At 61.8% G+C, this 16,348-nt stretch carries 16 protein-coding genes; 10 read left to right on the plus strand and 6 right to left on the minus strand.

The window, feature by feature from the left end; genetic code table 11:
* The 5 genes from ddpC to GA645_RS16780 all read right to left on the minus strand — a co-directional run bounded on the left by ddpC (position 1) and on the right by GA645_RS16780 (position 5,069).
* Positions 1 to 876 carry a D,D-dipeptide ABC transporter permease gene (gene ddpC, locus GA645_RS16760; RefSeq protein WP_152224127.1) on the minus strand — a complete coding sequence of 292 codons (876 nt, stop codon included), beginning with the start codon at positions 874 to 876 and terminating at the stop codon, positions 1 to 3.
* Between the two features lie 2 nt (positions 877 to 878).
* Positions 879 to 1,895 carry an ABC transporter permease gene (locus GA645_RS16765; protein WP_152224128.1) on the minus strand — a complete coding sequence of 339 codons (1,017 nt, stop codon included), beginning with the start codon at positions 1,893 to 1,895 and terminating at the stop codon, positions 879 to 881.
* Positions 1,896 to 1,943: 48 nt separating this feature from the next.
* The gene (locus GA645_RS16770) at positions 1,944 to 3,506 is read right to left on the minus strand and encodes an ABC transporter substrate-binding protein (protein WP_152224129.1); all 1,563 of its coding nucleotides are present in this window, start codon (positions 3,504 to 3,506) and stop codon (positions 1,944 to 1,946) included.
* 108 nt (positions 3,507 to 3,614) lie between these two features.
* Positions 3,615 to 4,190, minus strand: a complete 576-nt coding sequence (gene ddpX / locus GA645_RS16775; protein WP_152224130.1) for a D-alanyl-D-alanine dipeptidase — start codon at positions 4,188 to 4,190, stop codon at positions 3,615 to 3,617.
* Positions 4,191 to 4,217: 27 nt separating this feature from the next.
* Positions 4,218 to 5,069, minus strand: a complete 852-nt coding sequence (locus GA645_RS16780; protein WP_152224131.1) for a MurR/RpiR family transcriptional regulator — start codon at positions 5,067 to 5,069, stop codon at positions 4,218 to 4,220.
* A gap of 791 nt (positions 5,070 to 5,860) precedes the next feature.
* Between GA645_RS16780 and GA645_RS29315 the strand changes: the two genes are divergently transcribed.
* On the plus strand, positions 5,861 to 6,109 hold the full coding sequence (locus GA645_RS29315) for a hypothetical protein (RefSeq protein WP_372239767.1): 249 nt from the start codon (positions 5,861 to 5,863) through the stop codon (positions 6,107 to 6,109).
* On the opposite strand, the gene GA645_RS16790 is transcribed toward GA645_RS29315, so the two are convergent.
* Positions 6,055 to 6,768, minus strand: a complete 714-nt coding sequence (locus GA645_RS16790) for a hypothetical protein (protein ID WP_152224132.1) — start codon at positions 6,766 to 6,768, stop codon at positions 6,055 to 6,057. The genes GA645_RS29315 and GA645_RS16790 overlap by 55 nt on opposite strands.
* Positions 6,769 to 7,724: 956 nt before the next feature.
* On the opposite strand from GA645_RS16790, the gene GA645_RS16795 reads away from it, so the two are divergent.
* The 9 genes from GA645_RS16795 to GA645_RS16835 all read left to right on the plus strand — a co-directional run bounded on the left by GA645_RS16795 (position 7,725) and on the right by GA645_RS16835 (position 16,285).
* On the plus strand, positions 7,725 to 7,985 hold the full coding sequence (locus GA645_RS16795) for a hypothetical protein (protein ID WP_152224133.1): 261 nt from the start codon (positions 7,725 to 7,727) through the stop codon (positions 7,983 to 7,985).
* 299 nt (positions 7,986 to 8,284) lie between these two features.
* Positions 8,285 to 8,896, plus strand: coding sequence for a CDP-alcohol phosphatidyltransferase family protein (locus GA645_RS16800; protein WP_152224134.1), 612 nt, complete (start codon positions 8,285 to 8,287; stop codon positions 8,894 to 8,896).
* 73 nt (positions 8,897 to 8,969) lie between these two features.
* Positions 8,970 to 10,727 (plus strand): bifunctional alpha/beta hydrolase/class I SAM-dependent methyltransferase, encoded by a 1,758-nt coding sequence (locus tag GA645_RS16805; RefSeq protein WP_152224135.1) that lies wholly within the window; start codon positions 8,970 to 8,972, stop codon positions 10,725 to 10,727.
* Positions 10,727 to 12,067 carry a phosphatase PAP2/dual specificity phosphatase family protein gene (locus GA645_RS16810; protein ID WP_152224136.1) on the plus strand — a complete coding sequence of 447 codons (1,341 nt, stop codon included), beginning with the start codon at positions 10,727 to 10,729 and terminating at the stop codon, positions 12,065 to 12,067. The genes GA645_RS16805 and GA645_RS16810 overlap by 1 nt, the downstream gene beginning before the upstream one ends.
* Positions 12,057 to 12,503 carry a hypothetical protein gene (locus GA645_RS16815; RefSeq protein WP_152224137.1) on the plus strand — a complete coding sequence of 149 codons (447 nt, stop codon included), beginning with the start codon at positions 12,057 to 12,059 and terminating at the stop codon, positions 12,501 to 12,503. Before GA645_RS16810 ends, GA645_RS16815 begins: the two co-directional genes overlap by 11 nt.
* Before the next feature lie 14 nt (positions 12,504 to 12,517).
* Positions 12,518 to 13,147, plus strand: coding sequence for a 1-acyl-sn-glycerol-3-phosphate acyltransferase (locus tag GA645_RS16820; RefSeq protein WP_152224138.1), 630 nt, complete (start codon positions 12,518 to 12,520; stop codon positions 13,145 to 13,147).
* Position 13,148: 1 nt separating this feature from the next.
* Entirely contained in the window at positions 13,149 to 14,078 is a 930-nt protein-coding gene (locus tag GA645_RS16825; RefSeq protein ID WP_152224139.1) for a phosphatidate cytidylyltransferase, read from the plus strand.
* Positions 14,079 to 14,396: 318 nt separating this feature from the next.
* Positions 14,397 to 14,849, plus strand: coding sequence for a glycine zipper 2TM domain-containing protein (locus tag GA645_RS16830; RefSeq protein WP_152224140.1), 453 nt, complete (start codon positions 14,397 to 14,399; stop codon positions 14,847 to 14,849).
* Positions 14,850 to 15,028: 179 nt separating this feature from the next.
* Entirely contained in the window at positions 15,029 to 16,285 is a 1,257-nt protein-coding gene (locus GA645_RS16835; protein WP_152224141.1) for a putative Na+/H+ antiporter, read from the plus strand.
* The last annotated feature ends 63 nt before the right edge of the window (positions 16,286 to 16,348 follow it).

Here is a 16,348-nt window from a genome sequence, read left to right on the forward strand (position 1 = left end):
TCATTTCCCCCTCTGCCGTGGATCGAGTAGATCGCGAATGCCATCACCCAACAGGTTGAAGCCGATTGCCGTCACCAGGATCGCTAAGCCAGGAAAGGTGGAGTACCACCACTGATCAAGGATGAAGTTGCGACCACTGGCGACCATCACGCCCCACTCTGCGGTCGGAGGCTGGGCGCCCAGGCCGATAAAGCCCAGTGCGGAAGCCATGAGGATGGCATTGCCGATATCCAGACTGAATTGCACCAGCAGTGGGGGTAAGGCATTACGCGCTACGTGCCAGTGCACCAAATGCCATTTGCCAGCGCCGAAGGTGCGTGCGGCCTGTACGTAGGCCATCTGACGAATGCTCAAGGTCTGACCGCGTGCCAAACGAACATAGAAGGGAATACGCACCAAGGTGATCGCCAACATGGCATTGAACAGGCTTGGGCCAAGTGCTGCGGCGAGCGCCATGATCAGCACCAGCGAGGGCACCGACAGAATGATGTCCATCAGGCGCATCACCAGACGGTCAAAGCCGCCGCCGACAACACCGGATAGGCAGCCAAGCAAACCACCGGCCGCGCATGCAGCAAAGGCTACGAACAGGCCGACGCCGACCGACTGGCGGCTGCCGTAGATCACGCGGCTGAGCAGGTCACGACCCACCTCATCGGTACCGAACCAGTGCAGGGCACTGGGTGCCTGCAAGCGTTCGGTGAGTTTCAACGCATTAGGCTGATAGGGTGCCAGCCAAGGCGCTGCGATCATGCACACCAGCACCAGCAGTGTGATCAGCAGGCCAGTCAGCATGAGCGGATTACGGCGAATGCGATAGACCGACCAGGCGCACTGCTCCTGCCAGGTCGGACGCGAAACACTCAAAGTCGTCATGGCTAGTTCACCTTGCCGATACGAGGATCGACCAGCCGGTAGAGCAGGTCGATGAAGCGGTTGAGTAGCACGTAGATGAACGACACCACGATGGCAAAGCCCATCACTGCCGGGAAATCGAGCGCTTGGATCGACTTGACGACGTAGGCCCCCATGCCCGGCCAGGCGAATACTGTCTCGGTGAGCACCGCACCATAGAGCAGGTCGCCCAGTGCTAAACCAATCACCGTAATGGAGGGAATCAAGGCGTTCGGCAGTGCATGACGCAGCACTACGGTGGCCTGCGATAGACCGTAAGCACGCGCAGTGCGGATATAGTCCTCTCCGAGTTGTTCAAGCATGGCGCCACGGATCTGCCGGGTGATCACGCCCAGATTGACGAATGCCAGGGTGACAGCGGGCAACAGCAAGTGTTTGGCGGCACTGACGAATCCTTGGAGATCACCAGCCAGCAAGGTATCGATCAGATAGAAGCCGGTTACGGTTGGCGGTGGGGTAAGCCCTTGGTCGAGCCGGCCACCGCCCGGCAACCAACCGAGGTGGCCGTAGAACAGAACGATCAGGCCTAAACCCAACCAGAAGGCTGGCGTGGAGATACCAGCGACAGCCAGGGTACGGCTGATGTGATCGATCCAGCGATTGTTGTAGACCGCCGACAGCACGCCCAACGGAACACCAATCAGGATCGACAGCAGCAGTGCGGCCAGCGCCAACTCCAGCGTGGCGGGAAAGAACAAGCCCAAGTCTTCCAGCACCGGACGATGGGTACGGATCGATTGCCCCAAGTCGCCTTGCAGCAGATCCCGCATGTAGTGGAAGTACTGCTGGTACAGCGGTAGATCCAGGCCCAGTTGGTGGCGAATGCTGGCCACGATCTCGTCGCTGGCACGCTCACCAGCGATCAGCCGTGCCGGATCGCCGGGGATCAAGTGAGAGATGATGAAAGTGATCAGGGAAACCCCGATGACCACAATGAGGATATCGGTCAGCTGCTTGCGCAGCAGATGAAATACGGCCATGGCATACCTCGAAGACCAGGTGCCGGTGGTAGCCGGCACCTGCCGCCGTTACTTGGACATCGCAGTGAAGTCAAACACCTGCTCGAGCATCGGGTTGAATACGTATCCCTTGACCTCTGCTCGCATCGGCACCGTGTAGGCCTTCTGGTAGAGGTAGGCGTAAGCGTTGTCGAGGAGCACGATATTCTGCGCCTGCTGGTACAACTCCTTACGCTGGGCGATATCGCTGACACTGGCGGCCTCACGGACCAACTGATCGACCTTGGCGTTGCTGTAGAACGAACGGTTGCCCGCCAAGCCCGCATTCGAACTGTCGAACCAGAAGTTCATGAACATGTACGGGTCAGCGAAGTCCGGACTCCAATTGCCGATGGCCACGTCGAAGTCACCACTCCCTAGGCGCTCACGGAACGTCGCGTTGGCCAGCTTCTCCATTTTCACGTTGACGCCTAGGCTGGCGAGTCCGGCCTGCAGGGTCAGGCCAATAGGTTCCCAAGCTGGGTCCTTGTCGGAATACAGGAATTGCAGCTCACGCACCTTGGGCGCATCAGACAAGGCCGCCTGCGCTACATCCATATCCTGGTTGGGCAGTGGCAGGCTCGGATCGTGGCCCCACATTCCATCTGGGATCGGGCCATTCATGCGCTGGGCTTTGCCCATGGCGATACCTTCGACGATGCCCTGATAGTCCAAGGCGTTGACGACCGCCTTGCGAGCATTCACATCGTTCAGTGGCGCACGCTTGTTGTTGAGGTAGAGGTAGGTAACCCGTAGCGACGGGTAGGCCGTGGTGACGAATCCCGGCTTCTGCTCCAGCGCCTTTACCTGATCCTCAGGCAGGTCCTCGATGATATCCAGGTCGCCCTGCTCCAACTGCAGGCGACGTACCGAAGGCTCAGCGATGACACGGATCACAACCTGCTTCAGGGCCGGAGCCTTGCCGGCATAATGCGGATTGGGCTCCAGGGTCAACATTTGCCCCTTCTGCCAGGAGGCCAAGCGGTAGGCGCCTGAGCCCGCCGTATGACCCGCCAGCCAGCTGTCCATCTCCTTGCCATGCTTTGCCACCTCCGGGTTGATCACGCTGGCACCGTCGTGGGCCAAGGCGAAGAGGAAGGGTGCGAAGGGCTTTTGCAAGGTGAAGCGCACGGTATGGGCGTCCACGGCTTCAACAGTCATGTCTGCAGGAAAAATACTGGAAGGTCCCTGCTTGAGCTTCATCAGACGCTCGACGGAAAACTTCACCGCCTCGGCTGTAACTTCGCTGCCGTCGTCGAACTTGTTGCCCGGCTTGAGCGTGAAGGTCCACACCAGGTTATCGGGGGAGACCGTCCAGCCACTGGCCAGATCGCCCTCGACGTCGGTGCTGCCCTTGCCATTTTCCACCTTGTAGCGCATCAGGCGCTGGTAGGCAGGATAGGTCACCGTCCAGTCGTTGTTGTCGAACGTGACACCGGGATCGACTGTTTGTAAGTCAGCGGGCTTGCCGATCACCAGCGTATCGGCGGCAGTAGCGGCACTGGCCGGCTGCCAGGCGCCCAGGCCCAACAGGACTACTACAGTGAGGGCACGGGAGGCCGAAGAGACGAACGTACGCGAAGACGAAAACATGCCGGTACCTCGGATTGTTAGGGTTAGAAAGTGGATTCGGCAGGTGTGACAGAACGGTCGAGCCAAGGCCGGCTCGCCGGGTCTCAGGTAGCCCCCGTAATGGGGGAATCAGTCCAACAGAGCGGAAAGCTCCCTTTGGCTCAGATGGTGGTAGTCGATCAGTGGATAGCGCTCCGCGGCCGGTAACTCGAAGTGCCACCACTCGCTGGCGATACGTGCAAAACCGGCTCCCATCATGATCCCCAATAGCAGTAGCCGATGACGTTGCGCGTCGGTGGAGACGCCTGAATTGAAGTGATGTGACAGGTCACGCATGTCATCAAATCCAGTCCCCATATCCAGTGGCACGCCCTGGCTATCGAGTAGGGTTACGTCAACTGCCACTCCGCGGCTGTGGTGCGAACCTTTGCTCGGATCACTGATGTATTGGGAGTCGGGGAGCGCTCGCCAGAGCAGTTGTTGGGCATAGGGCGGGCGGTAAGCATCGAGTACGCGCAAGCGATAACCAGCCAACTGAGCGATCGCACTGGCATGCCACAAACAACGCGCGGCATCACGGTGCAGCAGGCAGCGGCTGTCTTGGTAGATAACCCGACCAGCCAGGTTGTCGGCAGTCGCATAAACCAGGTGGATGTCCACTTCAAAGCGATGAGCTTCGATTTCAACGAGATCAGGGTGAGCCATAGTTCAATGCGTCTCTGAGTCGGGTGGTTATTCGAACTGTCCGAAGCGCTGCTGTAAGGCTCGGTTGTCCGCAAGGCGCTGCTCCAGCGCATCACCCGAGCGATCAGCCACGGCCGACACCAACAAGTTGAGCAGGCAGGCAAGCGGTGCCAGTGAGTCCCAGAACTGACTGACCTCAAGCCGCAGCTGCAGCAGGTCGACGGGAAAGTCCCGTGCCCAAGGACAGTGGAAGTCGGTGATCAGGGCCATCGGCATCCCAGCGTGATGAGCCGTCTCGCACAGCTTGCGGGTCAGGCTGGAATAGGCGCGAAAATCGGCAACGACCAAATACGGCCGCTCGAAGCCGCTGTTGAAGATATCGGCATAAGTCCCAGACAGGCCGTCGACGTAGAACGCCTTAGGACGGATGTACTCAAGCAGGCTGTGGAAGCTGCTCAACACGCCGCGTGTGGTCTGGATACCGGCGATGAACACTGCATCGGCGGAATACAGTTGCTGCACCACCTGCTCGAACACCGGTCCACGGGCCAATTGGTAGACATCCTCAATGGCCGCGAGCTCTTCAGCTAGAGAACGATCCAGGGCGTCGCTGCGGCCGCTCTGTTGGCGGAAAGCACTGAAACGATCGGTGATCCGCCAGGCTTCCAGCCCCTCCTCACGGAGGCTCTGTTTGACATCATCAAGATTGCGATAGCCGAGTGAGCGCAGCAGCCGCCCTACCGAGATACCAGTCGTACCCGTGCGTTGAGCAATGCTGTCGGCCGTTTCAAACGGCAGCTTCTCCGGATTGGCTAGCAGATAGCCAGCCACTCGTTTGCCGGTGGGCGTGAGGTCGGCAAAGGCACTTTCGAGTGATTGGAAGAAACGAGGCTTAGGCAAGACGGTCAGACCTCAATGTTATTGTTTTGTCATCTTGAGATGAGATGTTCAAAATCTAACATTGCATTTTGTAGCACTGCAAGAGGGGCGCAACGGTTACTGGAGACGAAGCGCAAATGAGGGCTGAGTTGTGTTTAGAGACGCCACATATGGAGCATGGGGTGACAGGCAGGTAGCTCACGCCGTTATTGCAGGCATCAACGACGCCCCGATTCGGCGCCCTCTCAAAGTTGATGAGTTTCGAGGGTGACGCTGGCCACAGCGTCATATCTGTCAGCGCGGCTGCTTTCTTGTCTTTCTCTCAATCGAACCCGGCCACTGCTCGAATGAGCAACAAAAAAGCCCTCTTACACCGGACGAGCGGGTGGTGTAAGAGGGCTTCACTCAGCGTTGCAGACAACAGGCCCTGATCCCTGGTCCTGTGGTGCGCAAGATACTGAAGGCCATTGACCTGCGGAGTAGGACAATTCCCAAGATGGCCAAGGTGCTTTCCGAATAGTGGTAGGTATGCTGCCCCTCGCTATAGCCTTTGGAGGCAGGATGAGCAGGTGCTTCGTTGTGTGCTGGAACTTGCGGCGGGCTTTGCCTAGCGCGGGCTACCGCCGAAGGATCGCTGAGCGCTGAAATTCCCAGCAACGGATGTCTTGAAGCCCTGCCTCACGGCGGGGCTTCTCGTTTATGCCCGGAGTGGAAGAGGATGCCTATTTAGTCGATGGCTCGAAATCCTTGCGAGCCCGCTCCCGCAGCGTGCACTGCCGCGAGGAATCCCCTCCCACGATACCTTCAGACGGGTGTTTGCGGCGCTTAATTCCCAACAGATCGAGGCCTCTTTCATTCGCTGGGTGAGCCACGTGACTCCCTCCCTGGACGACCAGGTGGTAGCCATCGACGGAAAGACAGTGCGCCGATCCCATCGGCGTAATCAGCGGGCGATCCACCCGGTATCGGCCTATGGCGCCGGACTCGGCCAGGTGCGCTTGCGCATCTACCCACCAGGCCAGAAGCCAGTAAGCCAAAGGATGGGCAACATGATGAGCTGAAGGACGTAGAATTTAAATTCCGCCAGTGGCCGGAGAAACTCGTTGAGCATGCGGTTGCGCCGAAACAAGGCAGGATCATCCAAGGTCACATAAATCGTTGAATCGGAAAAACTGCGGAGATCCCTAGTGCCATCGATGTTCCGGCTGCCCGATGGGTGCCGCTGCCCGGCAACGTGTTCAGCTTTCCACACCATGTAGAGCGATGGCGCCCCCGGATTACGTTGCCCCATAGGGGCCGTTGCCCCAAAATGGTCAGCGGGTGAAAAACCCTGCCCCCGCAATTGCATGCGCTCCCCGTCGGACAGGGTGCTCCTCAGCACTCTGTGATAGCAATCTGCACTGATCTCCGGACACGGTTTCGGGCCTCCGCATGCTACCTCAATGCTCGTAGTCGCATTCCCCGCTTGATCGAATTTCACGCCATGGACGCCAAGCTCGCAATTCCCGGCAGCAAAGGCTGCGTTCAATTGATTGGGTGGCAACGCAAATTCGTAGTCGTGCTCCTTCGTTCGTAGGAACAACTGCTGGCTGGAAGCATCAAGATTGACGGCGGTCAGTGCTACGTCCAACGTAGGGGGATCTTCCTCAAAGTGCGGAACCAGAAACGAAAGCCCGAGCAGCACAGCCGCGACCATCAAAATTCGAGGAAATAGTTTCATTGTCAGTAGTGCCCTGTTCAATTGAGGTCAGATGGCACCGCCATCATGGCAATGCACCAACCCATAGCTGCCCGAGACCGTGTGCTCATAGCGGATCTGCGCACATGTGCAGATCCGGCGGAACGTGGTTACCTCGCGCACCAGCCGCGTTGGCCAGCGGCGGTCAGTTAGGTCGCCTTCAGGCGGCCATGACCAGCAGGTAGAAGGCCTCCGCCGGAGCGCCCTGCTCGAACGATGACAACGCACCTCTCCCACTGCGCACGAGAGCAAGGCCTGAGACCGCCACAGCCGGGCCCCACCTGAGGGCGCGCAGCCACTAGGCAACATTCGATTACCTGGCAACTCAGTGCGCGGGGCAGCAGCGTCACTCCTTCGACGCCGACACGGTGACGGCACCAACACCACAAGAGTGAGGTGCTTCGAAGGTCGACACTGAGCGCTATTGATAGCTGTCAGCGGGGCCCGCATCGCCTTTTCGAACAGTCGAGATCAGCGAGGAGCAGGCACGACTATGGCATCAAGGCAATATTCGCCCCACAAAAAAGCCCTCTTACACCGAGAGTGCGGGTGATGTAAGAGGGCTTCACTCAGCGTTGCAGACTACAGGCCCTGATCCCTGGCCCTGTGGTGCGCAAGATACTGAAGGCCATTGACCTGCGGAGTAGGCAAATTCCGGGGAATGGCTAGGCGCATTCCGAATGCATGTATTCCAGTGATCCAGGGACTCAATTACAACGGTTCGGAATCGCCTGCGCTGGAGGTTCAGCCCCACCTTCCAGTGACTGTGATCCACCGCACTGATGATTCTGTGGGGCAGCAGATAGAAATGGGCACAAGGGTCGTAGGGAGTGGGAAAGCGCAAGAATTTCCTTTCCTGAAATTCAGAATTTTCCCATGACCGCCGCGTGGCGACATATGCGAACTTGCCGCTCACTTCTTACGAATACGGACAGGATATGGCAGTTGGTCATTTCATCCACCGAGGCGAGAAAACGACCTGTGTCGGAGTGGTCATAGAGGGCGACCCGGCGTTCCTCCTGGGAAATGATCCGCTGGCCCGTGACGTGAAGAGGCCTCCTCATTGGCACGTCAACGGTGAACGACGCCCCATGTATGCGAAAAGCCTTCGCGTGACCCGCTATTTCGCGACATTGACTGTCGTGATGACGGGAGTTACCGGCTATGAGGTGATCCATCCACTGGAGAATCTCAAGTGAGCAGAGGGGGATTAGATGAGAGATTGAAAGCACGGGAGCGCATCCTTGGCATCGCCCAGGCGACACACGACGCTCTTCTAGCAAGCCTATGCCTGAGCGATACCGTGATGATCGGGAAGTTGGATCGCCTCGGTCACTCACTCAGCCGCACGCCACTGAACTGGACTGCCCCTCGACGTTCAGGATCATTCACCGATTATCTTGAGCCGCTCCCTACGGCCTAGCCTCCACCCAAGAGCTATGATCGATAGAGCCACAGGGCTGTGGACAGTTCGTTCCGATCGATGAGAAGGACCTTCATGATCTCCGTCTACCAACTCAAGTCCCGCTTCCAGAACCTCCTGCGTCCCCAGGTGACCCGCCTTCACCAGCGTGGCGTGACGGCCAACCAGGTGACGCTCGCCGCGTGCGGTGCTTCGCTACTGGTCGCGCTGGTCGTCGCGCTGCTCAGTGCCCATCTCTGGATTTTCCTGCTGATTCCGCTGTGGATGTTCGTGCGCATGGCGCTCAACGCCATGGACGGGATGCTCGCCCGCGAGTTCGGCCAGCAGTCGAAGCTCGGCGCCTACCTCAACGAACTCACCGACGTGATCGCCGACAGCGCCCTGTACCTGCCGTTCGCCCTGCTGCCGGGCGTCGCGCCGGGGTTGGTCGTTCTGGTCGTGCTGCTGGCGATCATCAGCGAGTACGCCGGCGTGCTGGGCGTGATGGTCGGCGCCTCGCGCCGCTATGACGGCCCGATGGGCAAGAGCGACCGCGCGCTGTGCTTCGGCATTTTCGGCGCGGGGCTGGCGACGGGAATCCTGCCGCTGGACTGGCTGAACGACCTGGTGGTGGTGGTGGCGGTGTTGCTGCTGCTGACCATCGTCAATCGCGTGCGCCATGGGCTTTCCGAGCAGCAGGAAAAGTAAGCCACCTGAGTAATCTTTACGACTTAAACGGCGGGAATGGGAAAGCCCCCCAAGCCATCGAACAGAGGAAGTTATGCGCGAATCTTCGAATCACCATTTCGTGACCCACGACGGCGTCGAATTGTTCTACCGCCACTGGCCGGCGCTATCCGCCGCAGAGGAACCGCGCCGCGCGGTGCTGCTGTTCCATCGCGGCCACGAGCACTCCGGGCGCATCGCCCACCTGGCCGACGAGCTGGACATGCCCGGCTTCGATATCTTCGCCTGGGATGCCCGTGGCCACGGCCAGTCCCCCGGCGCCCGTGGCGACAGCCCGAGCTTCGGCACCAGCGTGCGCGACGTGCAGACCTTCGTCGAGCACATCGCCGCGACTCACAGCATCGCCGTCAGTGACATGGCGGTGGTGGCGCAGAGTGTCGGCGCCGTACTGGTTTCCACCTGGGTACACGACTACGCGCCGCCGATCCGCAGCCTGGTGCTCGCCTCGCCGGCGTTCAAGGTCAAGCTCTACGTGCCCTTCGCCCGGCCGGGGCTGAAGCTGGCCCGCTGGTGGCGCGGCAATTTCTTCGTCAACAGCTACGTCAAATCCAACTTCCTGACCCATGACCCGGAGCGCATCGCTTCCTTCGACAGCGACCCGCTGATCGCCCGCGCCATTTCGGTGAACGTGCTGCTCGGCCTCTATGACGCCGCCGAGCGTGTGGTGGCCGATGCCCAGGCGATCCAGGTGCCGACCCAGCTGCTGGTCTCCGGTTCCGACTTCGTGGTGCACCGCAAGCCGCAGCAGCGCTTCTTCGACAACCTCGGCACGGCGCGCAAGGAGTTGCACGTCCTGCCCGGCTTCTTCCACGACACCCTCGGCGAGTTGCACCGCGAGCAGGCGGTGAGCCGCGCCCGGCGCTTCATGCTCGAATGCTTTGCCCGGGCGCCGGAGCGCCCCGACCTGCGCGCTGCTGATCGCTTCGGCTACACCTGCGCCGAAGCCGAGGCGCTGGCTACGCCGCTTCCGGCCTGGTCGATCCGCGACCTCTACTGGCGCGTGACGCGGGCCAACATGCGCCTCGGCCGCCTGCTCTCGGACGGCATCAACCTGGGCTTTCAGACCGGTTTCGATTCCGGCAGCACCCTGGATTACGTCTACCGCAACCAGCCCGCCGGCGCGGGCCCTGTGGGCCGGATGATCGATCGCACCTACCTGGAATCCGCCGGCTGGCGCGGTATCCGCCAGCGCAAGGTGAATATCGAGGAACTGCTGCGCCAAGCCATGGCCAGCCTGCGCGAGCAGGGCCGTGAGGTACGCATCCTCGACATCGCCGCCGGCCACGGGCGCTACATCCTTGAAGCGCTGCAGGGCGTCGGGCCGCTGCCGGAGAGCGTGCTGCTGCGCGACTACAGCGAGCTGAACGTGCGCGAAGGCTCGGCACTGATCGAGCGCCTGGGCCTCAAGGACCGCGCCCGCTTCGTCCAGGGCGATGCCTTCGACGGCGCGGACCTCGCCGCCGTCGAACCGAAACCGACGCTGGCGGTGGTCTCTGGCCTCTATGAGCTGTTCGCCGACAACGCCATGGTCAGCGGCTCTTTGGTTGGCCTGGGCGAGGCGGTCGAGGAAGGCGGCTACCTGATCTACACCGGCCAACCCTGGCACCCGCAACTGGAACTGATCGCCCGCGCCCTGACCAGCCACCGCGCCGGCCAGGCCTGGGTGATGCGCCGACGCACGCAGCTGGAGATGGACCAACTGGTGGAAGCCGCCGGCTTCCGCAAACTGGCCCAACGCATCGACGAGGACGGCATCTTCACCGTGTCCCTGGCCCGCCGGGAGCGCCGCTGATGGCGCCGCGCGAGCCCGGCGTGCTGCGCCGGGCGGTGATCTGGCTGGTGTTCCTCGGGCCGTTCTTTTTCCTGAGCTACGGCTTTGCCAACTGGTCGGCGGCGCAGCGCGAGTCGGTCGGCATGCTGGCGTTCGACTGGGAACGCGGCATGCCGCTGTGGCCCTGGACGATCATCCCGTACTGGTCCATCGACCTGCTCTACGGCTTGTCCTTCCTCCTGCCGCGCACGCGCCGCGAGCTGGACAGCCACGCGCTGCGTCTGCTCAGCGCCCAGGTGATTGCGGTGAGCTGCTTCCTGCTCTTCCCGCTGCGCTTCAGCTTCGAGCGGCCGGCGCTGGACGGCGTGTTCGGCTGGCTGTTCGACCTGCTGATGGGCTTCGACAAGCCGTTCAACCAGGCGCCTTCGCTGCACATCGCGCTGCTGGTGATTCTCTGGGTCGCCTACGGGCGCTACGCCAGTGGGCTGTGGCGCTGGCTGCTGCACGGCTGGTTCGCGCTGATCGGCCTGTCGGTGCTGACCACCTGGCAGCACCATTTCATCGACGTGCCGACCGGCGCGCTGGCCGGATGGTTGTGCGTCTGGCTGTGGCCGCGCGAAGGGCTCTCGCCCGTCGCCGCCTGGGCCCTGAGCGGCGATCCGCGCCGGCTGCGGCTGGCGGCGTCCTACGCCATCGGATCGGCCGTGTGCGCCATGCTGGCGCTGGTTGGCGGTGGCGGGTGGCTGTGGTTGTTCTGGCCGGCGGTGTCGCTGGCGCTGGTTGCGCTCTGTTACCTGGGCATCGGCGCGGAAGGCTTCCAGAAGCGCGCGGATGGCCGGCAGTCGCTGGCGGTGTCCTGGCTGCTGGCGCCCTATCTGCTCGGCGCCTGGATCAATTCCCGCGCCTGGACGCGCCGCCATCCGCAGCCGGACGAAGTGCTGCCTGGCCTCTGGCTCGGCCGCTTGCCTGGTGCTGCCGATCTTGAAGCAAGGCCCGACCTTGCTGTGCTGGATCTGTGCGCCGAGTTGCCCTGCATGGCACGGGCTCGCCGTTACGCGTGCCTGCCGCTGCTCGACCTGGTGGCACCCTGCGTCGATCAGTGCCGGCGTGGCGCCGCGCTGATCGACGAGTTGCGTGCCTCCGGGCCGCTGCTGGTCTGTTGCGCCCTGGGCTATTCGCGCAGCGCCACGCTGGTCGCGGCGTGGCTGCTGGTTTCCGGCCATGCCCGCTCGGTCGAGGAGGCCGTGGCGCAGCTTCGGCGTGCACGACCGCAGGTGGTGCTCAAGGCCGAACAACGGACGGTGCTGGCGCAGATCGCCGGCCAGCCGAACCTGTCGCAGGAGGTGATCCATGTCGGTTGATCCGGGCCTGACCCTCGTCGCCAGCCTGTTGCGCCGTGGCAGCAGCCTTAATGGCCTGTCCTCCGCGCTGACCGTGCTGGCCCTGGCGCTCGGCTTCTATGGCGTGCTGATGGCCAGCGCCACGCTGGCATTCAGCCTGAGCATGGCGTTGCTGGTGCTGCTGGGCCTGGTGCAGAAGTTCTACGCCATGCGCGTGGCGCTGGATGCCGATCTGTTCGAGGCCATGGCCAACGCCGGCGATGCGCTGCCGGAGAAGACCCGGCAGCTGGACGACGCGCTGGCCACCTACGCCGGAGTACCAGCGGACAAGGCCGGCCGTCCCTGGAGCGAGCGCAGTCGAGGCGCGCTCGCGCTGTTGCGCAGGCAGGTTCTGCTTTGCGCGGTGCAGTGGCTCGTCGCGCTGCTGTGCCTGATCACCCTGACCTTCCAATCCTGAGGAACGTACCCGGAATGCTGGAACGACTCTTCGCCTACGCCATCATCGCCGGTGCCCGCGCGGTGACCGGCCTGCGCAGCCTGTGGCTGGGTACCACGCCCATTCCCGCGCAGCGCATCTACTACGCCAACCACAGCAGCCACGGCGATTTCGTCCTGCTCTGGGCCTCGTTGCCGCCCGAGCTGCGCGCCCGTACGCGTCCGGTGGCGGGCATGGACTACTGGGGCAAGGGCGGCCTGCGCGGCTTCATCATCAACCGCGTGTTCCACGGCGTGCTGATCGACCGCCAGGGCAGTGTGGAGGGCCGCAATCCGCTCGAACCGGTGGAGCAGGCGCTGGCCGACGGCGACTCGCTGATCCTGTTCCCCGAAGGCACGCGCAACCTCGACGAGGAGGTGCGCCTGTTGCCGTTCAAGAGCGGCATCTATCACTTGTCCAGAAATCATCCCGAGGTGGAGCTGGTGCCGGTATGGCTCGACAACCTCAGCCGCGTGATGCCCAAGGGCCGCGCGCTGCCGCTGCCCCTGCTGTGCACCCTGAGCTTCGGCGCGCCGCTGACGGTACAGGAGGGCGAGGCCAAGGAAGCCTTCCTCGAACGCGCCCGCGAGGCGCTGCTCAAGCTCGCCGCGCCGGAGGGCCACTGAGATGAACCAGACCTGGCTGCTCTTCGGTGGTATCGGCGCCATCCTCGTCCTCGCCTCGCTGGTCGGCGCGGTGCTGCGCTGGAAGGCGCCGCCCGGACCGCACGCGGTGATCGACAACCTCAACGCGCGGATCAACGCCTGGTGGGTGATGGTCGCGGTGATCGGCGGCGCCTTCGCGCTGGGCCAGTGGGCGGTGATCCTGCTGTTCTATGGCGTGTCCTTCTACGCCCTGCGCGAGTTCCTCACGCTGATGCCGACCCGGCGCAGTGACTATCCGGCGCTGGTGGCCGCCTTCTACTTCGTGCTGCCGATGCAGTACCTGCTGATCGGCATCCAGTGGTACGGGCTGTTCTCCATCTTCATTCCGGTCTACATGTTCCTGCTGCTGCCGATCCTCGCCTCGCTGGGCGGCGACTCCAAGCATTTCCTCGAACGCGCCTCGAAGGTGCAGTGGGGGCTGATGCTGGCGGTGTTCTGCATCTCCTTCGTGCCGGCACTGCTGACCCTGGACATCGCCGGCTACGAGGGGCGCAACCTGCTGCTGATCGCCTTCCTGGTGATTGTCGTGCAGCTCTCGGACGTGCTGCAGTACGTCTGCGGCAAGCTCTTCGGCAAGCGCAGGATCGCGCCGAACCTGTCACCGTCGAAGACCGTGGAAGGCTTCGTCGGTGGCGTGGCGCTGGCCACCCTGATCGGCGGCGCGCTGTGGTGGATAACCCCGTTCAAGCCCTGGCAGGCGCTGCTGATCGCGCTGATGATCAACATCCTCGGCTTCTTCGGCGGGCTGGTGATGTCGGCGATCAAGCGCGACCGTGGGGTGAAGGACTGGGGCCACATGATCGAGGGCCACGGCGGCATGCTCGACCGCCTGGACTCGGTGTGCTTCGCCGCGCCGGTGTTCTTCCACTTCGTCCGCTACTGGTGGACCTGACGGGTGATGGAGCTGACTGGACGAGGCCTGGGGCGGTGTTCACCACGCTGGCAATCGGGGTGGATGGCCGGCATGGCCCTGCGGGCGGCGAAGAAACTCCCACCTGGCAGCCGCTCCAGGGCATTGTCGATGCGTCATGCGATGGACTGGCTACGCCACGCGGCATCGCTACGCCCCAGTCGCCGGCTCCAATTTGTTTGTATGGAGCAGGTATCCGGAAGCGGCGCTGCCCGAATTTCCCGATGGCATGGAATCCGCACTCGAGCATCACACAAAAAATGATCTGCAGTGCAACAGCCCTTTGTGAGGAACCTATTGATGAAACCCATGACTTCGTGGATCGCCGCTCTTGTCGTCGCCGCTTCCCTGACCGCTTGCGCAAACGTCGGCCCGGGCAATGGCGGGCCGGGTGAAATGGAAATTCGCACCGGACGCATCGAACAGATCACCCTGACGCAGATGCAGACCAACCATGACAGCGGGATCGGCGCCGTGCTCGGCGGCGTAGGCGGCGCGGCACTGGGCAGCCTGATCGGCCAGGGCACCGGCCGCGATGTAGCGATGGTTGCCGGTGTCTTGGGCGGCGCCCTGGCCGGCAACTATGTGGAGAAGAAGTATGACCAGCCCCAGGAAGCACAGCAGATCATCGTCCGCATGAGGAATGGCGTCCTGGTGTCCGTAACCCAGCCGGTCAATCAGAGCCTGAGCCATGGCATGGCGGTCTACATCGAGGGCACTGGCGGTGATGCGCGCGTAATACCACAGAGCTGACTCCAGCGGCTGAGGAATCAGCTCGATCGTGAAATCCCCAGCAAAGGATGTCTTGAAACCCTGCTTCCCGGCAGGACTTCTCATTTATGCCTTGCACCAAGCCCTAGCTATTGCCCTCATATTGCTCATCGCCGGATGCACTGCTAGGGTCGCCGCAACCTGACGCCCACGGAGTGCGCATGCCCCCATCCAGCATTGAGTTAATCGGCGCAGCTCTGTTCGCCGTAGCCATCCTGCATACATTCGCCACTAAGTTCTTTGAACACTTGGCGCATACCCGTCCTGCCCATGCGGGGCTGTGGCATCTACTTGGTGAAGTAGAGGTGGTGTTTGGCTTCTGGGCATTGGTGTTGGTCGCGGCGATGTTTGCCACTGATGGCGCAACCGTTGCGACTCGCTACATCGACTCACGTAACTTCACCGAGCCGATGTTTGTCTTTGCCATTATGGTAGTCGCGGGTACCCGCCCCATTCTGCAAACGGCCCTGGGTGCAGTCCGCTTGATTGCTCGCGCTATTCCACTACCTGGTAGCATCGGGTTCTATTTCACCGTGCTGTCGGTGGTACCTCTGCTGGGATCATTCATTACCGAACCGGCAGCCATGACGCTGGCGGCCTTGATCCTGGCGGAGGGCTTCTTTGGGCGGGGCATTTCATCACGCTTGAAGTACGCCACGCTGGGCGTGCTCTTCGTCAACATTTCCATTGGCGGCACTCTGACACCCTTTGCTGCACCACCTGTGCTGATGGTTACAGGTAAATGGAACTGGGATATTGCCTTCATGATGTCGGCGTTCGGCTGGAAAGCAGCCATTGCAGTGCTGTTGAACGCCTTGGGTGCAACATTGATGTTCCGCAGAGAGTTGGGGCAGTTGGCCGCAGCGCAGAGTGACAACGCCGCCTCAGTGCCGCCCGTCCTGGTATTGGTTCACTTAGCGTTTCTCGCGAGCATCGTGATCTTCGCCCATCATCCTGCGATGTTCATGGGGTTGTTTCTCTTTTTCCTAGGGATTGCCCATGCGTACCAACTCCACCAGGACCGCCTGATTCTCCGGGAAGGATTGTTGGTCGCCTTCTTCCTGGCTGGACTCGTCGTTCTAGGAGGACTGCAACAATGGTGGCTCCAACCTGTGCTGATGAGCATGAGCAGCGACCAGGTATTCTTCGGAGCAGCCCTCCTGACAGCGTTTACCGACAATGCAGCCCTGACCTATCTGGGCTCGCAGGTTGAAGGGCTGTCCGACGGATTCAAATACGCCCTGGTGTCCGGCGCAGTAGTTGGTGGTGGCCTAACTATCATCGCCAATGCCCCCAATCCGGCTGGCATTGCCATCTTGCGCGGACACTTCGAGGATGAGGCGGTGCATCCGCTTGGGCTGCTGTTGGCTGCACTGCCTCCGACCATCATTGCTGCGCTGGCATTCAGGCTCTTTTGACGACGGTCAATCTTGGTTCGGCGGCAGGGCCGTTCCGATACCCTGGCGCCTGGCGAAGGGCAC

It is taken from the genome of Pseudomonas sp. SCB32 (assembly GCF_009189165.1).
GTDB lineage: Bacteria > Pseudomonadota > Gammaproteobacteria > Pseudomonadales > Pseudomonadaceae > Pseudomonas.